The sequence below is a fragment of the Neobacillus niacini genome (assembly GCF_019749295.1).
GTDB classification, from domain to species: Bacteria; Bacillota; Bacilli; order Bacillales; family Cytobacillaceae; genus Neobacillus; species Neobacillus niacini_D.
The window spans coordinates 239,597-262,875 of record NZ_JACWFG010000008.1 but is presented as its reverse complement, the minus strand read 5'-3'; the positions used below and the strand labels follow the sequence as shown (position 1 = coordinate 262,875).

Here is a 23,279-nt window from a genome sequence, read left to right as displayed (position 1 = left end):
TTATAAAATTAAATTCATATCGCCAAATTCGTGCCATAGGTACTGCTGGTCAATTGCTTTTTCATACGCTTTCCATAATTTTTCCTGAGTGATGAATGCAGTCAGCATATCGAGGTGGCTTGCCTTTGGCTCATGAAAACCTGTTATAATGCCGTCAACCATTTTTAGCGGGAAGTTTTGTTTAATATAAAGATTGGTCACACCATTTAACTCACCAGTGACTTCTGCACTCTCTAGTGCTCTAACTACTGTTGTCCCCACAGCTATTACCCTTCCACCTGCAGCTTTTGTTTTTTTGATTTTTTCAATCGTTGTTTCAGATAGATGATATTCTTCGTAATTATCAGTTGGTGATGGTTCATAGTCGTCATCTAATAGATAGCTAAGTCCGGTATGAAGCTGAATAAAATCAAGTTCTATTCCTTTCTTCTGTAGAATGAACAACAGCTCCCAGCTAAAGGCTCTACCCGCTGATGGCATTTCAACAGAGCCAGGGTGGCTTGCAAAAACCGTTTGATAATAGTCCAGCTCCCATTTGTGATGGATATATTCGTAGCGAACTGGTTCCCCGAGTGCGTAAATACTGTTAAATAGGTCTGTTCCTTTTTTGGAAAAAAGAATGGTCTTTAATGGTGACCCTTTTCTTATATCAATGACCACTGCTGTTAGATCTGGCGAGAAATGCAGGATATCCCCCAATCCCACGTCTTCTGTCACAATTAATACATCCCAGGTATCTTCATTTCGGCGTCTCGCAAGCCGAATTTCGACCTCTTGTTTTACTGTTTTTGTATTTCTTAACAATGTGGCTTGGAGGATCGCAGGGACCGTTCGACTGTTGTTCATAACGACTAAATCCCCTGGTTGAAGGTAATCTGCGAGCCGAAAGAATTTATCATGGCTGACTTGACCTGTTTTTTTGTCTAGAACCATCATCTTTACATGATCTCTTCTGATTCCACGTCTTTCGGGCGGATGGGACGCGTTTAACTCAGATGGTAAATAGAAATCAAAGGCAGTAGCTGTCATCATAATCCCTCCCCTGTAAACTCTTGAGCCTCAAAACGCTGACCTGTAATTCCAACTGACTTTTCGGATGCTAAATACAAGAACACGTTGATTACATCTTCAGGTTTTGCTAATGGATAATCACAGTCTGGAACTGCTAGTCTGTGCATGTCAGTATCCATTTCCCCAGGATCGACCATATTTACTCGAAGGTTCGTTTCGCTAAGCTCATCTGCCCACGTTTCTGTGAGACCTTCAACAGCAAATTTAGAGATTCCATATGCGCCCCAGCCTGCATATCCTACATGCCCCGCTTCAGAGGTAACATTAATGATTGAGCCATGATTGCGCTGCAGCATACCTGGAATCACTCTTCTAGTTACGAGAAATGGCGAAATGGAATTGACCCTCAGCACTTCTGCAAAATCTTCTTCCGGATAGTCGAGCAATAACGGCATTGGACTCGGCCCGAGAATCGAAGCATTGTTTATCAGAACATCAATTTGACCAAAAGCTTCCTCAGTCATCGCTACAAACCGTTCTACGTCTCTTGATAATGAAATATCCGCTGTAACTGCGAGCACCTCCGCACCTAATAACTCCGCTTCTTTCTTTACTTCTAGTAAGCCCTTTGATGTTCTAGAACAAATTGCCAACCGGGCGCCCTCCTTGGCAAATGCAAGTGTTAATGCCCTGCCCAACCCTTTAGATGCACCTGTAATCATAACTACTTTATTTTTCATTTGTAATCGCTCCTTTAAGTGTTTTACTTGATGTCTTTAGCTTAAAGGATTTTGGAAATTCCTCCCTCCGAAAAAAGCTTGAACTTTATCTACAACTTTAGGATGAGAAAAGTTGTAGATGTGGAGTTTTATGGAGCTCATAAAACCTTTTGAACATGTCAAAATAGGTCTCATGATAAGGTCATGAAACCCAAATTCTTTTCATCACGCAAAAAATGGGCCTCATGAAGGGTTCATGAAGCCCAAATTCTTTTCATATACGCAAAAATGAGCCTCATGAAGGGTTCATGAAGCCCAAATCCTTTCCATACTCGCTAAAATGAGCCTCATGAAGGGTTCATGAAGCCCAAATCCTTTTCTTACACGCAAAAATGGGCCTCATAAGCCAGTCATGAAGCCCAAATCCTTTCCATACTCGCTAAAATGAGCCTCAAGAACCGGTCATGAAGCCCAAATCCTTTTCATACTCGCTAAAACGAGCCTCATGAGCCAGTCATGAAGCCCAAATCCTTTTCATACTCGCTAAAACGAGCCTCATGAGCCAGTCATGAAGCCCAAATCCTTTTCACACACGCAAAAATTGGCCTCATGCAACGTTTATGAAGCCCAAATTCTTTTCCTACTCGCTTAAACGAGCCTCATGAGCCAGTCATGAAGCCCAAACCATTTCCATATTCGCCAAAATGAGCCTCATAAAGGAGTCATGAAGCCCAAATTCTTTTCATACCCGCTAAAACGAGCCTCATGCACCGGTCATTCCCGCTTCGAATAAGGTTTAAACGTTTCCAGTACTTCTACATACCGGTCTTTTGTTTTTATAGGAATGCCTTGTATGAGCTCTTCTTGTTTTTTGCTTTCAAGCTTTCTTACATCTATCTGAAAAAAGGATTGAATGATTCGTGAACGGTCTGGGCGGCCATTGAATATCGTTAACACGCCATCTTCAGTAATGCCAAAATAACCATTCGCTTTGAGTAATGGTGAAATATCATCCATTTGTTTTCGAAATACCATTGTTGTCTCATCCATATCAACCAATTGCCATTGATCATACTTTGCCCAGAAGTTTTCAATAGACCAATATGAATCGAGGACTACTTCCTCACTTATTTCTCCATCAAGATAGATTCTTTCCAAAATGACTGTCATTTGCTGAGGTTCCGACTTTTGCTGTTCTTGATGGTTTTCCATTTTTTCAGCAGAGCCAGTTAACAGCATTCCTGGCAGACTTCCGATAGACATGAAGAGAATAACCGCAACAAAGGCTAAACCAAGCCGATACTGTGCTACCCAATTGAACCTCATGCATAATCACCTCTTAGTATTAGAGATTTAATTCTTTTTCACTACTAGTTTAGCCTTTTTTTCCCTTTTTATCCTTTTAGAAAAAATCAAAAAGAGACAAAGCCATTTTTCGGCCTTGTCTCTTCAACTATTTATTAGTTAGTGTTTACGGCTATTCGGTTCTAACAGCTGGGAATCATTGTTTCTGTTACCTTCACGGCCAAGTGCACCATCATCAATCATAACTTGAACAGATCTCCCATTTGCATATGCCTTAACCGCATTTTGAATCGCTCTTTGTGTTTCCTTAGCTCTTTTATTATTTTCTAATTTAACGGATACCATAACAGAGTTACCGTAAGTAACGGAGCGGACTTCCTGCACATTTTCAACGTCAGCTACCTTACTTTTAATTCTTTCCGTTACTCGATCCTGAGATTCTGGTTTCGTGGTAGTACCTGTATTCCCAAGCCTTTGGTTTAAATGACCATGATAATTTGCATCACTGGTGCTGAATTGATTGTCTCTTTGGAAGAAATTATGGTCATGGTTTGCGAGCGGTTTTGTCGGGTTTGGCGGGTTCCCATTTCCATCTCTTTTACGAAGCTGCTTCCTGTGCTCTTCATTATTTATCTGGTTTTCCACTCCAAGGTTGTGATCCATTAATTCAGTAAACGGACCATCATTATCACCAGGCATTCCATTGGAGCCGTTTTTATGATTTTCATCCGAATAGTAACCCACAGGCTGCCCCATATTTTTGTGATCTTTGTCCATAGCAGCACGGTCATCATTTGCGCAGCCTGACAGCCCCACGGCTAATAGGGCGGACAGAGGAATCATCCACTGTTTCAAGTTCAAGCGAAAAACCCCCTCGCTAGGATCATGAGCATAGAAAATATATGCTCATCGTTAGGTTGTGACCTTTGAGGGGTTTTCATTCTGCCAGAATAGACCATAATAGTTATTTTGTCAGCAATTTTAAAGTATCAATGAATTTTTTTCGTGAGTAAAATTGTCCAATGGTTAAGTCCATAATCTGATTATACTTGCTTTGATCTCGATACGTTCCTTCACGAATCAGCCGATTCCATTCACGAAAAATATCTGCCGGAAAGGCTAAAGCATGTAGAAATGCCTTTTCATCCAATAAATTTTCGTATTGTGAATAGCGAGAAAGCTGATCAAATGACCAATCCAGACTTGGAAGAATTCGATTAGCATACTGTAAATAATCTAAGCATGCAGGACCAATACTAATTAAATCAAAATCAATGAGATGGAGTACTCCTTTTGTATCGCGCAAAAAATTATGATGGGCTACATCCCCATGAAGAATACAATAGGGTTCATTGATAAAAAGGGAGCGGTCGTTTTCCATCCCTGTAAGTGACCAGTTAGCCCAATTAGTCAGTTCTTCTAAAATTTTTTCATTAATAAAATATTTTAAAAATGACAAATTTGAGGAAAATATCTTTCCTCTGTCCTTCCACTTTTCAATGATTATCCCTTTGGGAATCAGTGTACGATAACGTGATTCGAAGGACGAGGTGGCCAGATGGAATTGCTCTAATAGCTCAAGACCCTCCTGCCGGTTTTTCTGTGATTTAAATGAAAATGAGTTTTTATTTGGCGGAATATATTCCATACATCCAAAATATGTTCCTTCAAAAAAAAGCGGTTCTTTTATGACTGGATGGACAAATAGATAAGTTTTTGAAAATCCTTCTTTCCTGAGTGTTGCTGTAAATGCCTCCTGAAGCTTAAGCCGTTTGTTAGTATGAAACCCTTTTAGCATATAGGTATTATTATCTGTTTTTATTAAGATAACACTTTTTCGAAACGGCACCATTTCAATAATGTTTTCTTTGAACTGGGAGCGTAAATAAGAGAGGAGACGAATGAAATAATCATCGTCTCCTTTTTGTTTAAAAGTCATACTCATTGCTTTCATCTTCGTATCGCATCATTCCATCCATAGGACCCATTCCATAAGGGTTCATATACGGAGGCTGTGCAACATTTGCTGGTCCTGTATATGGTGCGCTATAGATAGGAGGTGTCGGCGGCACAAATGGCTGCTGCGGCATTGCTAGTGGTTTTGGCCCGCCGCACCCACAGTCTCCACCGGAACTAGTTGGTAAGCCGCCTTGTGCAGGAAATTGCTGTTGCATTGATGGCATTTGACCGCCTCCAAAAGGCATTCCCATATCAGGTGACTCAAAGTCTTGTGCTCCCATTACTTGCTGAGATGGCCCCATTTGAGGGTAACCAAAAGGCATTTGACCATATGGTGCACCCATTCCCGGTTGGCCAAAGTCTGGTCCCATCTGTCCTCCCATTCCTGGCTGGCCAAATCCTGGTCCCATTGGTCCTCCCATTCCTGGCTGACCGAAGCCTGGTCCCATCTGTCCTCCCATTCCTGGTTGGCCAAATCCTGGTCCCATTGGTCCTCCCATTCCTGGTTGGCCAAATTCTGGTCCCATTGGTCCTCCCATTCCTGGCTGACCGAAGCCTGGTCCCATCTGTCCTCCCATTCCTGGCTGACCGAAGCCCGGATTCATCATTGGTGCACTCATTCCTTGCATACCCTGTGTCTGCGGATCGAACCATCCTTGACTTGTTGCTGCTGGTGAGCCAAATGGCACATCTTCTGGGCTTTCATCATCAAAATAAGGCATTTGATTTTGTTGTTCAAATTCTGCTGGCATTTGATCCATTCCTGGCATTTGTCCCATTCCTGGCATTTGGCTTCCCATCGGCATTTGGCCGCCCATTGGCATTTGACCGCCCATTGGCATCTGCCCGCCCATCGGCATTTGGCCGCCCATTGGCATTTGACCGCCCATTGGCATCTGCCCGCCCATTGGCATCTGCCCGCCCATTGGCATCTGGCCGCCCATTGGCATCTGGCCGCCCATCGGCATTTGGCCGCCCATTGGCATTTGACCGCCCATTGGCATTTGACCGCCCATTGGCATTTGGCCGCCCATTGGCATTTGACCGCCCATTGGCATCTGCCCGCCCATTGGCATTTGGCTTCCCATCGGTAATTGCGGCATAAAGGATGAAGACTCATCATCATAACCATGCATCATAAATTCCGCACCTGCCACACCTGGCATTGTTCCAGGTTGATTAGGCAGCATGTTTGACATAGGGTGCATTGCAGCTCCTTGAACCTGTGGAAATGGCATAAATCCTACAGGAGGACAAGGCGGCGGCGGGCACCATTTTGGCGGCGGCGGACAAAACCCTGATCCTGGCATGATTGGTGAAACTGGTACACAATAATCTTGCGGCATTTGCTGTTGTACAGGAAGCTGGTTAGAGATTGGTGCTTCTTGGACAGGCATAACTGGATTTTCTTTTATTGGTTCTTTTATCGGTTCTTTTATTTCAGGAAGTATATTGGTTGGTTTAGGCGGCAGCTGAGGCATTTTCACCTCCATATTGTTCATATAATAGTTGTTTATATCAATTTCTGGGATGATTTGCAGGGGCATTTTTGGAGTGTAGGGTGTTTTAGGTGTTTCCATAACTGGTTCTTTTATTGGTGTTTTTACAGGCACTTCTTTCAAAGGCACTTCTTTAACAGGGATCTCTTTTACAGGTTTTTCTTTAACTGGAACCGGGATTGGTACTGGAATTGGTACTGGCTTTGCTTTTGGAACCTCTTTAATTGGCGCTTCCTTTTTTGGAGCTGGTTTAATCGGCATTTCTTTTGGTTTCTCTTTGGTAATCGGTTGCTCAGCAATCGGCATTTCTTTCTTTGAGCCTAAGTTGATTGTGGCCCCCGGCTTTGTTCCCATAGGCGCTTCTTTTTTTATATTTCCACCTGTTGTTGGGACTTTTATTTTCATACCGGGCATAATCATATCAGGGTTGCTGAGCTGTGAATTCATCTTTTTCAGCTCTTCAAAATTCACGCCGTACTTCTTGGCGATTTTCCAAAGAGTATCCCCTTTCTGTACGATATGGATCTTCACTCTGATTTCCCTCCTATGCATAAGTCCATATATTCTATGTGATGATAGGCAAAGTGCTAACATTCTTCAGAAAAACTTATGCTTTTTTTCGGAGAATTATGAGTCCGACGTATGAAAATAAAAAATAGATGCAATTTCGAAAAATCGCATCTACACTATTTTTATGCGTTTTTTAACATACGTTCAAGTGCTAATTTCGCATTTTCTGCGATATCAGCAGGAACTTTAATAGTATTATTTGTATTTTCCAGTGTATCCAAGCTCCACACTAAGTGCGGAAGGTCGATTCGATTCATCGTCAGACAAGGACACATTTGCGGGTTTAATGAAATAATTTTTTTATCTGGGTTATCCTTTATTAAACGATTAACTAGATTCATTTCAGTTCCAATCGCCCACTCAGTACCAGGCGCCGCCTTTTCAATCGCATTAATAATATAACTTGTTGAACCAGCCATATCAGATAATTCCACGACTTCACGGCGGCACTCAGGGTGAACGATGATTGTCATATTAGGATATTGACTGCGTGTTTCATGGACATTCCCAACCGTAAAGTTCTCATGAACAGAGCAGTGACCTTTCCAAAGGATGACTTTTATTTTTAAAGGATCGCCTTCGTATTCAAGTTTGTTATTAATAGGGTTCCAAACTGCCATTTCATCTAAACCAATACCTAAGTCAAACGCCGTATTACGGCCTAAATGCTGATCTGGTAAAAACAAAATCCGTTCTTTCTGGGTGAATGCCCATTTTACCATGGTCTTTGCGTTGGAGGAGGTTACACTTGCACCGCCATTAGCACCCACAAAAGATTTAATCGCCGCAGTGGAGTTAACATAGGTTAACGGAAGAATGGTGTCACCAAAGATTTCCTGCAAAATTCCCCATGCCTTTTCAGTCTGGTCTAAGTCTGCCATATCTGCCATGGAGCAGCCTGCCCGCATGTCTGGGAGAATAACCTTTTGGTTCTCATTTGTGAGAATATCAGCTGTTTCCGCCATAAAGTGAACACCACAGAATACAATGTATTCTGCTTCAGTATTTTGAGCGGATAATTGTGCAAGTTGTAGAGAATCACCTGTTGCATCCGCAAACTGGACTACTTCATCTTTTTGGTAATGATGTCCAGGAATGAAAAGTTTAGAGCCTAATTTATTTTTCACTTCAATGACTCTAGCTTCTAACTCTTCCTTCGACATTTGTTTGTATTTTTCAGGAATCATCTTATTTTTTTGCATTGTCGCTAAAATACTCATCTTATTCCTCCCCTTTGCTCCATAGGACTTTGACGCTGATATCAAGTGCTTTATATGAATGTGTTAAGAATCCGAGTGAAATATAGTCAACACCGGTATCACGATAACCAGCTAAATTCGTCAATTGGATGCCGCCTGAGGCTTCTGTTATGAATCCTTTTGGAACTAATTTAATTAATTCTCTAATTTCATCTGGTGTCCGGTTATCAAACATAATAACATCGGCACCAGCGCTGACAGCTTCCTTCACCTGTTCTTGTGTTTCAACTTCTACTTCCACCTTCACCATATGACCAGCCTTTGCCCGTACCGTTTCAACAGCATGCGAAATAGAACCTGCAAATGAAATATGATTATCCTTAATCATGATTCCATCATATAAGCCGAAGCGATGATTGTAGCCTCCACCAGTGGTAACAGCATACTTTTCAAGCATTCTTAATCCTGGCGTTGTTTTTCGCGTATCGCAAATTTTGGTATGGCCGCTATCAAGCGTATCAACCGCTTTTCTAGTAAGGGTCGCAATCCCGCTCATTCTTTGAACTAAGTTCAGTACAACTCTTTCCCCTTTAAGCAAATCAGAGATTTTCCCCGAAGCCGTTGCAAGTTTTTGGCCATATTCAATCCTTTGACCGTCCTTCACAAAAACCCGCGTTTCTATGTCCTGATTTAAAAGCTTAAAACCCGTTTTAATAATTTCTTCGCCGGAGAAGATTCCATTATCCTTCGAGAGAAAGACAATTTCCCCTTTTGTATCATTTGGAAAAATTAAATCGGATGTAATATCCTGTTCCCCAATATCTTCTATAAAAAATTGCTCAAGTAGCAAGCGCAGTTTTAATGTGTTCATGGTTACTCTCCATTCCCTGGCTATTTTTATGAATAATGTTTTTATTTAACCAATGTTGATTATCTTCTACTGGGTAATCACTTCGATAATGACCGCCGCGGCTCTCGGTCCGTTTCAAAGCAGATTCAGTAATTAGATTTGCGGTAATTATCATAAAAATCTTTGTTAACTCTTCAAACGAATAAACGTCTAGGTTATAGGCTTGGTCGACATTAAATCTGTTTAACCAAGCTTTTTGCTTTTGAAGATTAACAGCATCGCGGACAATTCCAACGCGCTCCATCATACAATCCCGTATTTCTTGTATCTCTGGTAAGAACACTTTTTCTTGTGGAATAACCGGAATACGAATTTCATTCCCAGGTGTGTTATCATACGCAGCTTCATTTAACCACGAGGATAACCTTTCACCCATATATAAACCTTCTAATAAAGAATTGCTTGCCAACCGATTCGCTCCATGTAATCCTGTGCAGGCAGCTTCACCAATTGCATATAGTCCGTTTATCGAAGTCCGTCCTGTTAAGTCCGTTTTGATTCCTCCCATTAAAAAATGACTGCCGGGAGCAACAGGGATTCTCCCCTGGGAAAATTGCAGTCCATTTACCTCGCATATCGAGGTGATAGAAGGGAAACGATCCTGAAAGTTTTCTACATTACTAATATCTAAAAATACTTGAAAGCCATTTTTGAGATATTCATAGATTTTCTGTGAAACAACATGCCTTGGTGCGAGGTCCTTTTGTGGATGTACACCTTCCATAATAGGTTTTCCGTCTTCGGTAACTAGGATGGCACCTTCTCCGCGAACAGCTTCTGAAATTAACCCTTTTGTTTCACCATTTAGATATAAAAGGGTTGGATGGAATTGAATAAACTCCATATCAACAATCTCTGCTCCGGCCCGATATGCCATAGCGATTCCATCGCCGCTGACCGTCGGGGCATTGGAGGTATAGGTGAACAATTGGCCGCATCCGCCTGTTGCTATAATCGTATTTTTGCTGTAATAGTTCTTTATCGTTCCATCCTGCGCTTTTGCTTTTACACCAATGCAGTGCTTCTCGTTATTTAAAAGTAATTCATAGGCAAAAACATTTTCATCTATGGTGACATTTTCCTTCAGTGTGCTGATAAGAAACTCAATCATATTTTTTCCTGTTGCGTCTCCGCCGCCATGAACAATGCGCTTTTCACTATGTGCCCCTTCCATTCCTAAAAGCAATTCACCGTTTTGATTTTTATCAAAAACAGATCCTTGTTCAGAAATGAACTTAATTAACCCAGGTGCAGAGTGAATGATTTCCTTGACCGCTTCTAGATTATTGTGATATCTTCCCGCCTCAAGCGTATCCGCAATATGTTTACTTGGGTGATCCTCTTCACCAATTGCCGCCGCAATACCGCCTTGCGCTAAATAAGAATTGGCAGTTCTAATTTCCCCTTTTGTGAGTATTCTCACATTTAAATCCTTATTAATAAGCGTGGCTAACTGCAGTGCAGCAATCCCACTTCCTATAATTAATACATCATCATTTGTTGTCATATTGACTCCTCCTGGATTAACAGGTGTCTTGACATATATATTTACATAGATTTAAACTAAATACAAGAAAATTTTTTCATAGCTTGCTATCAATGTTCTGAAAATACTAGTATTGGAGATTACTATGATATATTTTGATTTTGCTGCTACCACGCCGTTAGATCCAGAAGCTGCAGAGGTGTTTGTCCAGGCTTCAACTGAGTATTTTGGGAACTCCAGCTCCCTCCATGATATTGGGGGACAGTCACAGGATTTACTTGAAAACTGCCGTGAAGAGCTGGCAAATCTTTTAGGTATTAATAAAAAGGGATTGTATTTTACAAGCGGAGGTTCCGAGGGAAATTTTTTAGCACTTGAAGCACTTTTATCTGCACCTAAAAAATCAGGAAAGCACATCATTGCTGGGGTGGCCGAGCATTCTTCTATCCATGGAGTTCTAAATCGTCTAGAGGGGTACAAAATTACTTTTTTACCTTTTAATTCTTTTGGTCTCATCGATGTAGTAGAGATGCAGCGTGCCATTACACCTGAGACGGTTTTAGTAACCGTACAGCATGTTAATTCTGAAATAGGTACCATTCAACACATTGAAGAAATAGCACGTATCTGTATGGAGCAAAACATTCATTTTCACAGCGATTTTGTTCAATCTTTTGGAAAAATTGATGTGCGAAATCTTACTCAACTTGTCAGCAGTTTTACTTTTTCCGGCCATAAAATTTATGGCCCAAAAGGGGTTGGCGGTGTTTATGTCAATCCTGCTATTTCGTGGAGACCATTTTTTCCAGGTGGTTCACATGAGAAAGGTTTTAGATTCGGAACTGTAAACGTCCCTGGTATTGCGGCAATGACTACGGCCGCTCAAAAAATAAATGACGAGTTGGAACAAAATTACGATAATTATAGAGAGCTTCGCGAAGCTTTTATGGAGTCGCTTGAGCCTATTAAGGAATTTGTACGAATCCACCAAGCGGGGTCAGTATCACAGTTACCTTCCATTATTGGGATGCGGATTTCCGGTATAGAAGGCCAATGGATGATGTTAGAATGTAACCGGTATGGATTCGCGATTTCAACCGGCAGCGCCTGTCAAATTGGCATGCAATCACCGGCAAAAGTGACACAGGCTTTAGGGTTAAACCCACATGAGGCAAAAGAATTTATCCGGATCTCGTTTGGAGCAACAACCAATAGGGAAGATGTAATAAGGCTTGGGGAAACTATTGTAGATATCGTAAATAAATTTAAATCATAACTATGCTAGAATATAGGAATAGGAACATCTAGGAGGTAACTATGGCTGAGCAAAAAAAGATATTAGGCGATGAGAGGAGAGCTCTGATTCTCCAGCTCCTTAAGGACAGCCCAGTACCGCTTACAGGAAGCGAGTTAGCATCACGAACGAATGTAAGCAGACAGGTCATTGTCGGGGATATCACGCTCCTTAAAGCACGGGATGAGCCGATCATCGCAACAAGCCAAGGCTATTTATATTTTAAGCAAAACACAGGAGCGCCCACATTTGAGCGGACAATTGCCTGCAGACACACACCGGATGACACGGTAAAAGAGTTGAATTTACTCGTGGATCATGGGGTCTTAGTAAAAGATGTAAAAGTTGAGCATGCCGTTTACGGCGATTTAACAGCGTCCATCATGGTATCCAACCGCCAAGAGGTCAAGCAGTTCATGGATAATATTCTTACTACTAAAGCGACTTTATTATCTGAATTAACAGGCGGCATCCATCTTCATACGATTGCTGCACCCACTGTGCAAACCTTAGACAAAGCCGAGGAAGCTTTAAAAGAAGCTGGCTTTTTGATTGAATATTAATCATACTTAATCCTCCCTATCTGTGGGGGGATATTTTTGTGTTGATAGACATTGTCACCGTGGGTCATGGTCATGCCGGAATCCGGGCACAATCATTGTTACCTAAAATTCAGGACAGCCAGGATTTCGTGCACAATCTTATCTTCATTGTGACCCAAAATCTTGGCCACCAAGGATTTGGGTCACAATCACACCCTCATTGTTACCCAAAGTCTAGACTTTCCGGCATTTGGGTAACAATCACGACCTTATTGTTACCGGAAATTTAGGATGCGAGGGATTTGGGTTACAATCACATCCTCAATGATCCAAAATCTAGACCACCCATGATTTGGGTCACAATCACCACTCCAGCACAGAAACACCTGCCACTTAAACGCAAAAAAGTACCGAAGCAGCAGCCCGGTACTTTCCTTTACTCGATCATTTTGGATGGATAGCTTCCCAGTAAAGTGACTCCGCACCCTAGTGCCTCAAGCTCAGCCATGGCGCCTGGAATCAAGACCTCATCCAGTTTCATTTCCAGATCTATGATGAAAAAGTAATTGCCAATTCCTGTTTTCATCGGTCTAGATTCAATCTTTGATAGATTTATTTTTCGCCAAGCAAAAGCAGATAGGACCATATGCAGCGTTCCTGCTTTATCCGTTGGAAGTGTGACCATCAACGTTGTTTTATAGTGGCTGGAACCGCTAATTTCCTCAAAATCCAGTTCCTTTTCTGATAACACGAAAAAGCGGGTGTGGTTATGATTGAAATCATGAATATCATGATGAACAATACTTAAACCATATTCTTCAGCTGCTAATTCATTTGCAATCGCAGCGATATTCAATTCTGGATGGTCCATGACCATCTTAGCAGCTGCAGCCGTGGAGCTGACATTTTCATAAGGAATCCCATGTAACTTAGTATGTAAGAATTTATGGCATTGGGCAATCGCATGGGAGTGACTGTACACCTTCTGAACATTCTGCCAATTTTCTCGATTATCAGGGTGAACCATTAGATGCTGCTTGATCGGAATGGTAATCTCACCGACAATCGGTAATTGGACCACGTGGGTTAAGTAATCTACTGTAATATTAACGGTTCCTTCGAGTGTATTTTCGATTGGAACAACTGCAAGTTCGACCTTTTCACTAACAACGGCATCCATGGATTCAGGAATGGTCCGGTAAGGCTCAAGCTCAAATCCCGGAAAAACCTTTTTTACCGCTAATTCGGTAAAGGTTGCCTTTGGTCCTAAAAAACCAATTTTCATGATTTCACACACTCCCTAACAAAAAATCTCTCTCTACTGCTAAAATGGGCAAATCTAAGCGCCTGTACCAAGCACTTCTACTTTTTCAACAAATTCAAGTTTGCGTAATTCTGAGAGTAGTTCATCTATATCTGTTGAAATCTCGGTGGTATTTAGCGAGAGTGTAACATTTGCCCTTCCCTGCAGAGGAATGGTTTGATGGATCGTTAACACATTACACCCGGAAGAGGCTACTACACCAAGAAGCTTTGACAATGTGCCAGAACGATCTTCTAGATGAAAAAAGAGTGTGACTAAGCGTTCCTTCACTATCGTGGAAAATGGGAAAATAGTATCCCTATATTTATAATAGGCACTTCTACTTAAATCGACCTTTTGAACCGCATCCCAAATAGACTCCGCCTTGCCCCTCTCAAGCATTTCTTTTACATCTAAAGTTTTCTTCATGGCTTCAGGCAAGACATCTTCTCTTATTAAATAAAATTTCTTATCGAATTTTTCATTTTTCATCTCTATCCCCACCTGATTAGAAAAAGCTAAAGGCGCCTAACTGGGGCGCCTCAGCTAAATTTCTCAAAGTCCCCTTTGTTCCCTACTCAACAAATTCAAATTCAAAATCTAATAATTTGACGGTATCCCCATCTTTTGCACCTTTTTGGCGTAATGCATCATCCACACCTAAACCACGAAGCTGTCTTGAAAAACGGCGAACAGATTCTTCAGTTTGGAAGTTGGTCATCTTAAACAGTTTTTCAACCTTTTCACCTGAAATCACAAATGAACCATCAGGATCTCTTGTAATATAGAAGGCTTCCGGATCTGCCTCATGTTTGTAGAGAACACGGTTAACTCCTGTTTCCTCTTCTTCATGCTCAAGAGGGAATTCAGGGGTTTGCTCAATTTTATCTGCAATCGCAAATAATAGCTCACGTAAACCTTTTCTTGATAAAGCAGAAATTGGGAAAATCGGGAAATCTTCTTCAAGTCGTTCTTTAAATTTCTCCAGATTTTCTTCCGCATCCGGCATGTCCATTTTATTAGCAACAATGATTTGCGGACGCTCTGTTAAGCGAAGATTATACTCTTCCAGCTCTTTATTGATTGTCAGATAATCCTCATAAGGATCGCGTCCTTCTGTTGCAGCCATATCAATGACATGCACGATAACCCGTGTTCGTTCAATATGTCGTAAAAATTGATGGCCAAGTCCTACACCTTCACTTGCACCCTCAATTAAACCTGGCAGGTCTGCCATAACAAAACTTCTGTTATCTTCAGTTTCAACCATCCCAAGGTTTGGAACAATCGTAGTAAAATGATATTCAGCAATCTTTGGTTTTGCTGAAGAAACGACTGATAATAATGTTGATTTCCCAACGCTTGGGAAACCGACAAGACCAACGTCTGCAAGAAGCTTTAATTCAAGGATAACATCACGCTCTTGACCTGGTTCACCATTTTCGGCTAACTCTGGCGCTGGATTGGATGGAGTAGCAAAACGGGAATTCCCTCTTCCTCCACGTCCCCCCTTAGCAATGACTGCACGCTGGCCATTCTCAACAAGGTCAGCAATCACTTCTTTCGTTTCTGCATCCATAACGACTGTGCCTGGTGGTACCTTAACAATCATATCCTTGGCGTTTTTGCCGTGTTGATTCTTGGACATGCCATGCTCACCGCGCGGAGCTTTCCAATGGCGCTGGTAACGGAAATCCATTAAGGTACGCAAGCCTTCATTTACTTCAAACACTACATCGGCACCTTTACCGCCGTCTCCGCCAGCAGGTCCACCCATTGGAACATATTTTTCACGGCGAAACGCGACCATTCCATTACCGCCGTCTCCGCCTTTTACGTATATCTTCGTTTGATCGACAAACATGTGAATCCTCCTGATTTGACTGATGGCAAATTAGAATCTTATCCTTATACAGCAGGCATAAAGATTTCTAATCCTAATTCGCTTTCTGAGAATTCCTTGACTGCACACTGTATTTCAGAGGAGTTCAGGAATTGTTCAATCAGTTCTTTTTTTATTATTATTCCGCTAAAATCAAAAAAGAAACGAACTCCATCTGATTGCGGTTGAATTGTTATTGAAAGATGATTTTCTTGAAAGGCTTCAATACCCTGATCTAAGCAAATAAAGAAGGATGTTGTCCAATTAGACAGAATTTCATCATTTATTTCCACTGCTTCTAAATCGCTAAGAACCTCATATTCAAGTTGAAATAAATGATTCTCCCAATTTGATTTATAAAGTAATGAGGCAAATATTGGCAAATGTAAGTTCGACAGCCTTGATTCATGCTGTGCTTCGATGACAATTTCATTTATATATGCTTTCGCCCGATCAATTCTATTTAAATCCAAGTTCCCTTTGATTAGCTGCAGCCTATTCAGCCAATCATGCCGTGAGTGCCGCAGCACTTCAACGATATCCCATTCTTTGTCCATAATCGCACTCCTAGCTTAAGTGTCGAAAAAACTATTTTCTGTTAGTATATCAAAAAAGTTCAGATGAGTAAGCAATTTTGCGCGAATGTTTTCCAATTGAGGTATTATGAGGCTAATTTGGGAGATCAAATTGGAGTTTTTTAATTGGATATTTTTTCCTTTCAAGTTAAAAAAGAAAACCCTAACCAATCAGGTTAGAGTTTTCACTGAAAGCTTACGCTTCTTGAGCTGTTGGATAAACGCTCACTTTTTTACGGTCACGACCAAAGCGTTCGAATTTAACAACACCGTCGATTTTTGCAAAAAGAGTGTCGTCTCCTCCACGGCCTACGTTTTCACCTGGATAAATCTTTGTACCGCGTTGACGGTAAAGGATTGAACCACCAGTTACGAATTGACCATCTGCACGCTTAGCACCAAGGCGCTTCGCGATAGAGTCACGTCCGTTCTTTGTAGAACCTACTCCCTTTTTAGATGCAAACAACTGAAGATCTAATTTTAATAACATGTATTCCACCTCCTACTTTTTGAAGGTTATTTTTATGTGTTCTCCGTACTCTTCTTCAATCGTCTGCAATGAGACAATCATACCTTCTAGAAGAAGCTGAACTTTCTCATTTATGTCTTCCGAAAGTTTATCTGGAATAACACAGCGGAGAAAGCCATCTCCCTGTTCAATTTCTGGTGTGACACCGGTTAAGGCATGTACACCATTGATTGCGCCAATGGATACTGCGGATGCGCCTGCACAGACGATATCCTTTCCCCTATCAGCGAAGAATGCATGACCACTTATTATAAATGATTGAATGAATTCGGACTCAGAACGATTAATTGTAATAGATATCATCTATTTCCAACACCTTACGCGTTGATCGCTTCGATCACAACTTTAGTGTATGGCTGACGATGACCTTGCTTTTTACGGTTGTTTTTCTTCGCTTTGTATTTGAAAACGATGATTTTCTTAGCGCGACCTTGTTTTTCAACTTTAGCTGTAACAGTAGCACCTGCCACTAATGGGCTTCCTACTTTTACATTTTCACCGCCAACGAAAAGAACCTTATCAAATGTAACTGTTTCTCCAGCTTCAGCGTTAAGCTTCTCGATGTAGATAGCTTGACCAGCTTCTACTTTGATTTGCTTACCACCTGTTTCGATAATTGCGTACATACTTGCACCTCCTTATAAACTCAGACTCGCCATAGACAGGCGCTTATGCAAAAGCATCAGACTTAATACCTGTTACGTGCGGTTGTAGCACGGGTGCTACAAACATAACATCGATAATTCTATCATGGCATAGGCAAAAGTGTCAATACGTTTCGCCAGCTTTTTGCGCTATCTCGCCATGATTTCCGAAATGTTTAATTACATAGTAATGATGAGCAGATGGCTGAATTAAAAAATACACTTTGAACTTGAGCCATTCTTCGACCATTCCAAGATGTGGTTCGATAGCCTCTCTTACTTCTATGGTAGTTTCAATTAGTACCGCTTCTGCATCAGAATTCCTATGTTCTAACAATTCCCGCTCCAGTCGGAATGCAATCGTCTCTGCACTTAAAATTCTTCCTGTCCCTTCGCAAACATGACATTTCTCCTGAAGGGCTTCTGAAAGCGAGACCTTTGTTTTCTTCCTTGTCAGCTGCAGAATTCCAAGTGAAGTAAAGCCGATGATTTTTGTTCTTGTTTTATCCTTCTGAAACTCTTTCTCTATTGTATCCTGTATGTACCGTCTGTCCTTATCATTTTTCATATCAATAAAGTCAATCAGGACAATCCCGCCAATATCACGAAGCTTCAATTGCCGAGCAATTTCGATAGCCGCTAAAGTATTGGTTTTCACCACAGTATCCTGGTAATCGTTTTTGCCTGAAAACTTTCCAGTATTGACGTCGATAATGGTTAGGGCCTCAGTCTCATCAAAGATCAAATAAGCTCCATTATCGAGCCAGACGATACGCTTAAGTGCTTTGTCAATCTCATGCTCAATTCGATGGTGCGCGAATATGTTTTCTTTCCCATTATAATAGGTAATATTTAGACTAGGATTTTTTGATTGTATTAATTTTTTTAAGGAAAGATCATCAATAATGACTTCCCCAGATGTCATTCCAGTGATGTAATCAAGAATTAATTGTGTAAATGTATCTTTTTGATAGAGAATCCCTGGCTTTTTAAGAGATGCAGCCTTTTCTAGTAATTCTGCATATTGGCTCCGTAAACTGTTAAGTTCATTCTCCATGTCCCCCTGGGTTGCGGAAGTACTTGATGTTCGAAAAATTAACCCTTCTTCTTCACTTTTCAGTTTCATGCCAGTACTGCGGAGAGTTTCCTTTTCTTCTACAATCTTTTTAGAGACTGCCACATAGCGGCCTTGCGGCATATAAATAAAGTTGTCTCCGGGGATCTCGATAATACCTGTCACTCTGGCACCTTTAACTCCTGTCGGGTCCTTATCGACTTGTACAACTAACTTCTCCCCCTGATGAACAAAGGACGATACACTTTTCTTCTCTTTATCAATATTCCGTTCAGGTGATAAAACATATGAAGCGAGCACATCGCGATGTAAATAGGCGTTTTTCTCCTCACCTATATCGATAAATGCCGCATTCATACCAGGCAAAACCTTAGTTACGGTCCCATAATAAATATTACCGACCAAAGATCGCTGCTCTGGCCGGTCAAAAATAATTTCTTCAACTGTATGATCACGAACAAAAGCAAATCTCTTTTCTCTTGATATTGCATTAACAATTAACTTTTCCAAACCAGCATCCTCACTTTTTTACTAATTGTTTATTATTATACCCTTTTAGTAAGAAAAGAGAAGGTCGCTGATTTTATCTGTTAACCTTTTTTCAGTAAAATACGCATGAAGTAGTTCGTTTTCGTCTAACATCCCTTTTTCTTTGCCGTCACTCTCTATGATAATCGGGTGCTTGCAGCCTCTTTGAAATTTTTCTAAGACGTCAATCAGCAGGTCCTGCTCGTTCGCCTGGATTGGTTTTAGGGCCTGGAGGTCGCTTTTTTTACCATAATAGCGCTCAAGCAGGAATCTCATAAAGATATAGCGTCGCTGCTTCCATTCGTGGTAAAGCGAAAATAATAAGAAACCAACGATAATCCAAACATTTATTTGCTGGGGAGCGGCTAGGAGTGTTATAAGCGAAAAGATTCCAACGCTGAAAAAAGAAATAATTAGTGTTAACCGGTGGGCTATGGGAAATGACTTTTTCAGGGATAGGAGCATAAAAATAAGCTTCCCGCCGTCAAGCGGCCAAACCGGAAACATATTGAAGATAAAGATCATGATGTTGTAGTTGAAAAATAATAGAAACAAATTCTCAGACATCAAATCAAAGGAAAATAGTGCGTAAGCTAATGCTACCATCCAGATGTGCTGGAGCGGGCCTGCAAGTACAACAATCGCCTCTTCTTTTAAGGGACGATTTCCGTGCTCCTCCATTTCAGCCACCCCTCCAAAGGGGAGGAGGGTGATTTTTTTAATTCTCCATGAAAAAAAAGAAGCCGCAGCAGCATGCCCCATTTCATGTACAAAAATGATGCCGATTAACAGGCAAAGCTCGAGGAAATGTGCTGTAGCAATTGATATTGCGATGACAATCCATAACAGAGGATGGATATATACATGTTGTAATAACTGTATGATTCTATTCAAAGCGTATCACCTGTATTGGGTCGATAAAATCATCGCCCTTTTTTATAGCAAAATAATAGGTGCCTTTAGTTTTGTCCTCGCCTGTTGATTCTAGGGCTGTACCTACGACTGTTTCAGTTTCGATAAATTGATATAAACTAACTTTTATTTCATCAAGATTCCCGTATGTGGACTGAGTTTGATCAGCATGCTGGATTATAACAGTCTTTCCTGTGTCTTCCTTCACACCTGCAAACATGACATTTCCTTCCTTCATCGCCTCAACGGCAGCACCCTTTGTTGTTTCAATCATGATGCCCTGTCCATTTTTCTCGAAATTTTCGAGGACTTTCCCTGAAAACACAGGTATATCATGGTCTTTTTCGACTACGGTTTTATCACTTTCTTTTCCTTCCTCTGAAAAAGGCAGTAGTGCTAATGGTTTACCGAATTGATCTTCATACCATTTGGATACTGTTGCAAACTTAAAATCCTGCTCCATTGTTTTCACCACAAAGTCCTTCGCTGGAGCAAATGTTGCTGTGTTTTCCCGAAACATTATAGCAATCACAAGAAACAAAAGAGCTGATGCTAAGATTTTGAAGATGAATACTTCCTTTTTAAATAAAGGATGAATGTCGTCATCCTTGCCCGGGTCATAGGATGAATAGTTGTTAAAACCATACTTTTCATCGTCCCCCGGCCAGTTTATTTCTCTTTCAGGCCTGTTTCCAGATGACCCCATTTCTTTTTTCCTCTTTGCGATTCGTCGCCGTATTTCTTCAGGAGTAGACCGCATTATACCCACCAACCTTTAGACAGCTTTTTGTACAAGTCTATGAGGTTGTCCTCAAGAGTATGACTCTTGGAATATTTATTTAGGTTTATAGAATTTCTTTTTTGAACATCTTACGTAGTCTTTTAACTAAGCAAAACCTCCATAGATTTGTGGAAAAGCCACACACTTTTAATGCTTATCCATATAATGCCTGTAAGTAAAAATAAACAGAGGTGAATAATTTTGTCTACCAGTGACAAACATGCTTCTTTTCGCGGAGATGTTTACGATTTAATTGAGTTAGAGCAATTATTAAAGGGTCCTCACCAAGTGCTTTTTGAGGGTAAGAGTCCATACCAGGACGTGCTCTTGTTAGAAACGAAGAATATTCGATTGTACCGGAATGATCAATTAGTATGGAATAGCTTGGATGAGCGAATTTATCATGAGGCACTTGTCCACCCTGCTTTTGTTTTATCAGAAGAGCACAACCGCGTGTTGATTATAGGGGATGAATGCGGATTGGCACTGCGAGAAGTCCTTAAATATCCAGATGTCAGCCACGTTAGTCATGTATCCTTATCCCCAGAATCCCTTATAGCAGCCCAGAAAACACTGGAGATTTCCGAAAGGAACGAGAATTCGTTTTTAGATAGCCGGGTTCAAATAGTCCAGAGCAACATATATGATTTCCTTCTAACAGATCAGCACCAGTTTGACGTCATAATCGCCAATTTTCCAGAACCGGAAACAAAACAAGTAAGCAAACTATACACAAAAGAATTCCTCAAAAAATTGTCCAACCTCTTAACATATGACGGAATATTGGTTACCAATTCTGCATCGCCTGAAGACACTCCGCTGGTATTCTGGAGTATCGATAAAACACTTCAAAGTGCTTCACTTCATACCCTTAACTATCATGTCAATGTTCCTTGGTTTGGAGAATGCGGCTTTCACCTGGCCGGGAAAAAACAACTACTATGGAATGGCGGGAAAAAAATAGATGTTTATACTTCTTCACTGCCAAAAAATCTTAAAGCTTGGTTTAGCTTTTCACAGCAGTGGCGGTCGGTCAAGAAGCAAGCGATTGTCAACTCCTTAAACTCCTTACGTCTATACAAATTTTATTCAGAGAATAGCGCTCCTTCAAAAAGATCTATTCCAAATAAAGTGCAAGAGCCAGAAGACTTGAAGGAACTTTATCATCTGCTCTCTAATTCCCACCAGGTACTATATGAAGGTGGAAACAAAGGGGATCATGTAAGAGTTTTAGAGACAAGTGATGTGCGTCTATATCTAGACAAGCAGCTTCAATTTAGTTCGTTAGATGAACAAATTTATCATGAGGCTCTGGTTCATCCGGCCCTTTCCATGGTTCAAAAACGCGAACGTGTTTTGATTGCCGGGGGCGGGGATGGGTTTGCCATACGTGAGGTCCTTAAATACCCTGACGTAAAGCATATTGACTTAGTGGACCTCGATCCTTTGATGATCCACATAGCCCGCAATATACCTAAAGTGGCTTCCTTAAACGGAAGAGCTCTCCATGATAAGCGAGTATCTGTTCATCAAAAAGATATTCAGGTTTTTCAAAAAGAACAGAGTGAACCCTATGATGTCATTATTGTAGACTTACCAGATCCGGGTGATGAGATTTTGAGCAGATTGTATACGGTAGAATTCTTTAGTAAATTATCAAATCTTCTAACAGAAGATGGCATTCTAGTCTGTCAATCTCATTCGCCGGAGTATGCTCCCTTTGTATACTGGAGCATCGGATTATCACTTAAAGGGACAGGGATGTATATCAGGAGTTACCATACCGAAGTTCCTTCGTTTGGGGATTGGGGGTTTCATCTGGCATCCAAGAAACAGCTGAACCTGCAGCACAGAAAAGTATACGTCCCTAATCAAACACTGCCAGAAGACCTATCCAGCTTATTTGTCTTCCCTTCTAAGTACCGGTCTGTTCGGGAGAACACACACATGAATACCTTATCTAACCTAAAATTACATGAAATTTATCAACAAGAACTGCGAAGGTAAGAGTTCATAATATTATTTATTCCAAATTGGCTCTACACAAATTGCAAGTAGAGCCCCTTTTGGATAGGAATACTTTATTTCTATAAAACAAGGACAACCGTACAATATATTTGTCCATAAATCCCATAAGATAAAGGAAAACGGAGGGGAATGACGAGACTTTGACTAAAGAAGGAAAGCATATAATAATTGACGCTTTTGAGTGCGAGTCTGCCCATTTAAATGACATCAATTTTTTAGAAGAAATGTGTAAAAAAGCCGCTCTTGATGCAAATATGGAGATTTTATACTCTTACTTCCATCAATTTGAGCCTCAAGGTGTAACAGGGGTACTGGTTTTATCCACTTCTCATTTATCCATTCATACATGGCCCGAAGAGAGGTATGTGTCACTAGATTTTTATACTTGCGGCACACTGGAGCTTACACCTCAAGTAGACTTTCTTATAAAAGAATTGTCATCAAAGCAAGCAAAGGTATACTCCATTTCTCGAGGCGTATCATATCCTCAACTGATTAGGTGTGAAGAATTAGGCAGTTGAAATTGCC

At 40.9% G+C, this 23,279-nt stretch carries 24 protein-coding genes and 1 other annotated feature; of the genes, 5 read left to right on the top strand and 19 right to left on the bottom strand.

Annotation, left to right across the window (positions count from 1 at the left end):
• The 9 genes from H0184_RS12815 to nadB all read right to left on the bottom strand — a co-directional run bounded on the left by H0184_RS12815 (window position 1) and on the right by nadB (window position 10,679).
• Window positions 1–1,032: an S-adenosylmethionine:tRNA ribosyltransferase-isomerase gene (locus H0184_RS12815; protein WP_260631548.1), complete on the bottom strand. Its 1,032-nt coding sequence runs from the start codon at window positions 1,030–1,032 to the stop codon at window positions 1–3.
• A complete protein-coding gene (locus tag H0184_RS12810; RefSeq protein ID WP_221825588.1) occupies window positions 1,029–1,751 on the bottom strand; it encodes an SDR family NAD(P)-dependent oxidoreductase in 723 nt (240 codons plus the stop codon). Before H0184_RS12810 ends, H0184_RS12815 begins: the two co-directional genes overlap by 4 nt.
• Before the next feature lie 753 nt (window positions 1,752–2,504).
• Entirely contained in the window at window positions 2,505–3,056 is a 552-nt protein-coding gene (locus H0184_RS12805; protein WP_221825586.1) for a BofC C-terminal domain-containing protein, read from the bottom strand.
• 138 nt (window positions 3,057–3,194) lie between these two features.
• Window positions 3,195–3,896, bottom strand: coding sequence for a YhcN/YlaJ family sporulation lipoprotein (locus H0184_RS12800; protein ID WP_221825584.1), 702 nt, complete (start codon window positions 3,894–3,896; stop codon window positions 3,195–3,197).
• Window positions 3,897–3,999: 103 nt separating this feature from the next.
• Window positions 4,000–4,980, bottom strand: a complete 981-nt coding sequence (locus tag H0184_RS12795; protein ID WP_260631547.1) for an aminoglycoside phosphotransferase family protein — start codon at window positions 4,978–4,980, stop codon at window positions 4,000–4,002.
• Window positions 4,964–7,024 carry a SafA/ExsA family spore coat assembly protein gene (safA, locus tag H0184_RS12790; protein WP_221825579.1) on the bottom strand — a complete coding sequence of 687 codons (2,061 nt, stop codon included), beginning with the start codon at window positions 7,022–7,024 and terminating at the stop codon, window positions 4,964–4,966. Before safA ends, H0184_RS12795 begins: the two co-directional genes overlap by 17 nt.
• Before the next feature lie 161 nt (window positions 7,025–7,185).
• Complete coding sequence (nadA, locus tag H0184_RS12785; RefSeq protein ID WP_221825572.1) at window positions 7,186–8,283, bottom strand: quinolinate synthase NadA; 1,098 nt, start codon at window positions 8,281–8,283, stop codon at window positions 7,186–7,188.
• Between the two features lies 1 nt (window position 8,284).
• Window positions 8,285–9,133: a carboxylating nicotinate-nucleotide diphosphorylase gene (nadC, locus tag H0184_RS12780; RefSeq protein WP_221825570.1), complete on the bottom strand. Its 849-nt coding sequence runs from the start codon at window positions 9,131–9,133 to the stop codon at window positions 8,285–8,287.
• Window positions 9,102–10,679: an L-aspartate oxidase gene (gene nadB / locus H0184_RS12775; protein WP_221825562.1), complete on the bottom strand. Its 1,578-nt coding sequence runs from the start codon at window positions 10,677–10,679 to the stop codon at window positions 9,102–9,104. The genes nadC and nadB overlap by 32 nt, the downstream gene beginning before the upstream one ends.
• A 124-nt stretch (window positions 10,680–10,803) precedes the next feature.
• Here nadB and H0184_RS12770 point away from each other — a divergent pair, with 124 nt between their 5' ends.
• Genes H0184_RS12770 through H0184_RS12760 form a run of 3 tightly spaced genes read left to right on the top strand, consistent with a single transcriptional unit; the run spans window position 10,804 to window position 12,784 of the window.
• Complete coding sequence (locus H0184_RS12770) at window positions 10,804–11,934, top strand: IscS subfamily cysteine desulfurase (RefSeq protein WP_221825559.1); 1,131 nt, start codon at window positions 10,804–10,806, stop codon at window positions 11,932–11,934.
• A 41-nt stretch (window positions 11,935–11,975) separates the two neighbouring features.
• Entirely contained in the window at window positions 11,976–12,515 is a 540-nt protein-coding gene (locus tag H0184_RS12765) for a transcription repressor NadR (protein WP_221825556.1), read from the top strand.
• A gap of 38 nt (window positions 12,516–12,553) precedes the next feature.
• Window positions 12,554–12,784: a hypothetical protein gene (locus H0184_RS12760; protein ID WP_221825543.1), complete on the top strand. Its 231-nt coding sequence runs from the start codon at window positions 12,554–12,556 to the stop codon at window positions 12,782–12,784.
• A gap of 146 nt (window positions 12,785–12,930) precedes the next feature.
• Here the strand turns inward: H0184_RS12760 and pheA are convergent, their stop codons facing one another.
• The 10 genes from pheA to H0184_RS12710 form a co-directional block, all read right to left on the bottom strand.
• Window positions 12,931–13,779: a prephenate dehydratase gene (pheA, locus tag H0184_RS12755; RefSeq protein WP_221825541.1), complete on the bottom strand. Its 849-nt coding sequence runs from the start codon at window positions 13,777–13,779 to the stop codon at window positions 12,931–12,933.
• Between the two features lie 54 nt (window positions 13,780–13,833).
• The gene (locus H0184_RS12750) at window positions 13,834–14,289 is read right to left on the bottom strand and encodes an ACT domain-containing protein (protein ID WP_221825531.1); all 456 of its coding nucleotides are present in this window, start codon (window positions 14,287–14,289) and stop codon (window positions 13,834–13,836) included.
• A gap of 82 nt (window positions 14,290–14,371) precedes the next feature.
• Entirely contained in the window at window positions 14,372–15,661 is a 1,290-nt protein-coding gene (obgE, locus tag H0184_RS12745) for a GTPase ObgE (protein ID WP_221825529.1), read from the bottom strand.
• A 44-nt stretch (window positions 15,662–15,705) separates the two neighbouring features.
• Complete coding sequence (locus tag H0184_RS12740) at window positions 15,706–16,236, bottom strand: Spo0B C-terminal domain-containing protein (protein WP_221825517.1); 531 nt, start codon at window positions 16,234–16,236, stop codon at window positions 15,706–15,708.
• Window positions 16,237–16,450: 214 nt separating this feature from the next.
• Window positions 16,451–16,744: a 50S ribosomal protein L27 gene (gene rpmA / locus H0184_RS12735; RefSeq protein ID WP_045523401.1), complete on the bottom strand. Its 294-nt coding sequence runs from the start codon at window positions 16,742–16,744 to the stop codon at window positions 16,451–16,453.
• A gap of 12 nt (window positions 16,745–16,756) precedes the next feature.
• Window positions 16,757–17,086: a ribosomal-processing cysteine protease Prp gene (locus H0184_RS12730; protein WP_221825506.1), complete on the bottom strand. Its 330-nt coding sequence runs from the start codon at window positions 17,084–17,086 to the stop codon at window positions 16,757–16,759.
• Window positions 17,087–17,100: 14 nt separating this feature from the next.
• Window positions 17,101–17,409: a 50S ribosomal protein L21 gene (gene rplU, locus H0184_RS12725; RefSeq protein ID WP_045523405.1), complete on the bottom strand. Its 309-nt coding sequence runs from the start codon at window positions 17,407–17,409 to the stop codon at window positions 17,101–17,103.
• A 12-nt stretch (window positions 17,410–17,421) separates the two neighbouring features.
• Window positions 17,422–17,503: a sequence feature (ribosomal protein L21 leader region), on the bottom strand.
• 48 nt (window positions 17,504–17,551) lie between these two features.
• On the bottom strand, window positions 17,552–19,012 hold the full coding sequence (locus H0184_RS12720; RefSeq protein WP_221825503.1) for an Rne/Rng family ribonuclease: 1,461 nt from the start codon (window positions 19,010–19,012) through the stop codon (window positions 17,552–17,554).
• Window positions 19,013–19,057: 45 nt separating this feature from the next.
• Window positions 19,058–19,924 carry a M50 family metallopeptidase gene (locus H0184_RS12715; RefSeq protein ID WP_221825501.1) on the bottom strand — a complete coding sequence of 289 codons (867 nt, stop codon included), beginning with the start codon at window positions 19,922–19,924 and terminating at the stop codon, window positions 19,058–19,060.
• On the bottom strand, window positions 19,917–20,702 hold the full coding sequence (locus H0184_RS12710) for a M23 family metallopeptidase (protein ID WP_221825498.1): 786 nt from the start codon (window positions 20,700–20,702) through the stop codon (window positions 19,917–19,919). Before H0184_RS12710 ends, H0184_RS12715 begins: the two co-directional genes overlap by 8 nt.
• 222 nt (window positions 20,703–20,924) lie before the next feature.
• Here H0184_RS12710 and H0184_RS12705 point away from each other — a divergent pair, with 222 nt between their 5' ends.
• Together H0184_RS12705 and speD are read left to right on the top strand one after the other, a co-directional pair.
• Window positions 20,925–22,730, top strand: a complete 1,806-nt coding sequence (locus tag H0184_RS12705; protein WP_221825494.1) for a spermine/spermidine synthase domain-containing protein — start codon at window positions 20,925–20,927, stop codon at window positions 22,728–22,730.
• A 161-nt stretch (window positions 22,731–22,891) separates the two neighbouring features.
• The gene (gene speD, locus H0184_RS12700) at window positions 22,892–23,272 is read left to right on the top strand and encodes an adenosylmethionine decarboxylase (protein WP_221825491.1); all 381 of its coding nucleotides are present in this window, start codon (window positions 22,892–22,894) and stop codon (window positions 23,270–23,272) included.
• Window positions 23,273–23,279 lie beyond the last annotated feature (7 nt).